Raw genomic sequence first — 2,661 nt, 5'->3', positions numbered from 1 at the left:
TGCAGCGGCGCGCCTCCTGCGGCGGCTCGGCCCGGCGGCGGCGCCGGTGGGCGTCGGCCGTCTGCCGTGCGCGCGACACCGCGGTGATCACCGACTGGTACGTGCCGCCCGAGATCCTGCCGTTCACCCGTACGTAGCCGTCCACGTGCAGCGGCACGCCCGCCGGCAGATGCCGGACCGTGAAGTAGACGCCCAGGTCGTGCGGGATCGAGTCGAATCCGGCGCTGTGCACGAGCCGCGCGCCCGTCTCGGCCGCCCGGGCGTGGTACTTCAGGTACATCAGATCGACGAACTCCGGCTCGACGAACTCCGGCGCGCCGGTCAGGTCGGCGTAGTCGGTGCCGGCCTCGGCGCAGGCGGCGACGAGGGGTTCGCCGTGATCGACGTACGGGCCGACCGTGCTGAGGACGACGCGCGACGACGCGGCCAGCTCGCGCAGGGAGTCCGGGTCGGTCGCGTCGGCCGGCAGCAGCGGCACCTCGACCCCGAGCCGGTCGCGCAGCGCCTCCAGCCGCGACCGGTTCCGTCCGGCCAGCGCCCACCGGGCCCCCGTGGGCAGGTGCGAGGCCAGATAGTCGGCGGTGAGTCCTCCGGTGAAGCCGGTTCCGCCCATCAGCACCACGTCGTACGACCGCTCCATCAAGACCTCCCAATGGTTACCGGTGAGTTAACCACGAGGAGGGCGGCAGGTCAGCGGGAATCCTCGCGCCGGGGAAGCCGGTGCGGGCGGTTCGCGGCGATGCGCTCGCCGATCTGTTCGACGATGCGGCTCTCGGCCAGGTCGCGGGCGAGCACACACGCCGCGGCCACTCCGGGGGCGTGAGAGGACCCGTGCGCGATCACGACCGTGCCGTTCAGCCCCAGCAGCACCCCGCCGCCGTACGTCTCAGAGTCCAGGCGGTGGCGCAGCAGCCGCAGGCGCCGGCGCTGGAGCAGCGCGCCGAGCTGGGCGGTACGGCTGGCGGTGACGGCCTCCCGCATCTCGGCGACGGCGAGGCGTACGGCGCCCTCGATCGTCTTGAGCGCGACGTTGCCGGTGAACCCGTCGGTGACCACGACGTCCACCTTGCCGGTCAGCAGGTCGGAGCCCTCGACGTTCCCGGCGAACTCCACGCCCTCCACGTCCGCGGAGAGCAGTTCGTACGCCCGCCGGGTGAGCTTGTCGCCCTTGCCGGCCTCCTCGCCGATGGTCAGCAGCCCGACGCGCGGTGCCTCGACGCCCAGCCGGATCCGGGCGTACGCCGTGCCGAGCATGGCGAACTGCACGAGCATCTCGGGCTTGGCGTCGGCGGTGGCGCCGGCGTCGAGGAACACCGTCGGCCGTGGCCGGGTCGGCAGGACCACGGCGATCGCGGGACGGGTCACGCCCGGCTGGCCGCGCAGCCGCAGCCGGGACGTCGCGACGACGCCGCCGGTCGACCCGGCCGACACCAGCGCGGACGCGTACCCCCGCCGGATCAGCCGGCAGGCCACCGCCACCGACGACCGCGGGCGCCGCAGGCCCGCCAGCGCGCCCTCGTCCATCGCCACGACGTCCTCGGCGCCCACGATCGGGATCTCGCCGAGCGCGTCGTGCGCGGCGAGGATCTGCCGGATGCGGACGGCCTGGCCGACGAGGATGGGCCGTACGCCGTGCTCGCGCGCGGCGATGATCGTGCCCGCCACCACTTCGGCCGGCGCGTTGTCACCGCCCATCGCGTCCACCACGATGCGCGTGCCGTCCGTGCCGGCCGTGTCGCCGGTCGGCTCACTCATGCGGCTGGTTCCGGTGGCTCGGCGCTGCATGCGCGAAAGCTACCGTGATACTCGGCGCGCCGGTTCACCGGTCACGGTCCTGGCAGCCCTGACCGAGACACGGGGTACGGACGATCTCCCGGCCGCCGACCCTGATCACGAACTCCTGGCGGGGGTGCGCGGAACCGGCGTCGGAGGCGACCGCGTCCACCCGTACGGGCTCGTCCCGCGTCGTATGTCCCAGGCACTGCACCCGGACGACGGACATCGTGTCGGCCGACAGCGTGCGGCAGCGCATGCCCTTCTTGACCTCGTATCCCAGGCTGTGCAGCTCCTCCGTCGCGCCGCGGGCGGTGGCGTTGCGCAGGGAGCTCTCCGAGACCTTCCGTACCGGGTCGGTGCAGCCCGCGAGCATGAGGAGGACCAGCAGGACGAGAAGGGCCGGGACGGCGGCGAGAAGGCTCCTCACAGCCGGTCCACCGCCTCGGCGACCACCTCGGGCCGGTCGATCTGCACCAGATGCCCGGTGTCGGGGAGGACGATCTGCCGCCCGTACGGGCTGAGCGCGGCGATGTCGGCGTGGGCCCGCCGCCATTCGCGGCCGTCCCCGCGTACGTCGCCCAGCGCCGTGATCACGCACAGCGGGACCTCGGGGAACGGCGCCGACTCGCGGAGCGTGAGCAGGTCGGCGGCGAGCTGGCGATACGCGGCGTTCTCGGCGAGGAGCATGCCGAGCACGTGCGCCCGGCCGTAGACCTCCCGGGAGAGCTCCGGGGGTGCCACGTCGCCGCGTTCGGCGATCCGCCGCATGACCACGCCGCGGATGCGCGGACCGGCGAACCGGGCCAGCCCGGTCATGCCGATGGCGTGACCGGCGAGCCCGGCGGCGAGCGCGAGCCGGCTCAGCCGCCGCGCGTGCGGCGGCCG

General features: G+C 74.0%; 4 protein-coding genes. All 4 read right to left on the bottom strand.

Annotated features, from left to right (window positions below; all coding sequences use genetic code 11):
• Positions 1 to 640: saccharopine dehydrogenase family protein (locus ACFFNX_RS47910; RefSeq protein ID WP_378213090.1), on the bottom strand; the 640-nt coding region annotated here is incomplete at its 3' end.
• Positions 641 to 690: 50 nt separating this feature from the next.
• Positions 691 to 1,755 (bottom strand): phosphate acyltransferase PlsX, encoded by a 1,065-nt coding sequence (plsX, locus tag ACFFNX_RS47905; protein ID WP_378213089.1) that lies wholly within the window; start codon positions 1,753 to 1,755, stop codon positions 691 to 693.
• A gap of 64 nt (positions 1,756 to 1,819) precedes the next feature.
• Entirely contained in the window at positions 1,820 to 2,203 is a 384-nt protein-coding gene (locus ACFFNX_RS47900; RefSeq protein WP_378213088.1) for a hypothetical protein, read from the bottom strand.
• Positions 2,200 to 2,661, bottom strand: a 462-nt coding sequence (locus tag ACFFNX_RS47895; protein ID WP_378213086.1) for an alpha/beta fold hydrolase, incomplete at its 5' end; no start/stop codon positions are given. The genes ACFFNX_RS47900 and ACFFNX_RS47895, both read right to left, overlap by 4 nt.

Source organism: Actinoallomurus acaciae, assembly GCF_042429965.1.
Taxonomy (GTDB): Bacteria; Actinomycetota; Actinomycetes; order Streptosporangiales; family Streptosporangiaceae; genus Actinoallomurus; species Actinoallomurus acaciae.
The sequence above is the reverse complement of the archived record's forward strand: the minus strand, read 5'-3'. Positions and strand labels throughout refer to the sequence as shown.

Bases quoted from the DNA above. Each gene is read 5' to 3' on its own strand.
- plsX (WP_378213089.1), bottom strand. From the start codon at position 1,755: ATGAGTGAGCCGACCGGCGACACGGCCGGCACGGACGGCACGCGCATC.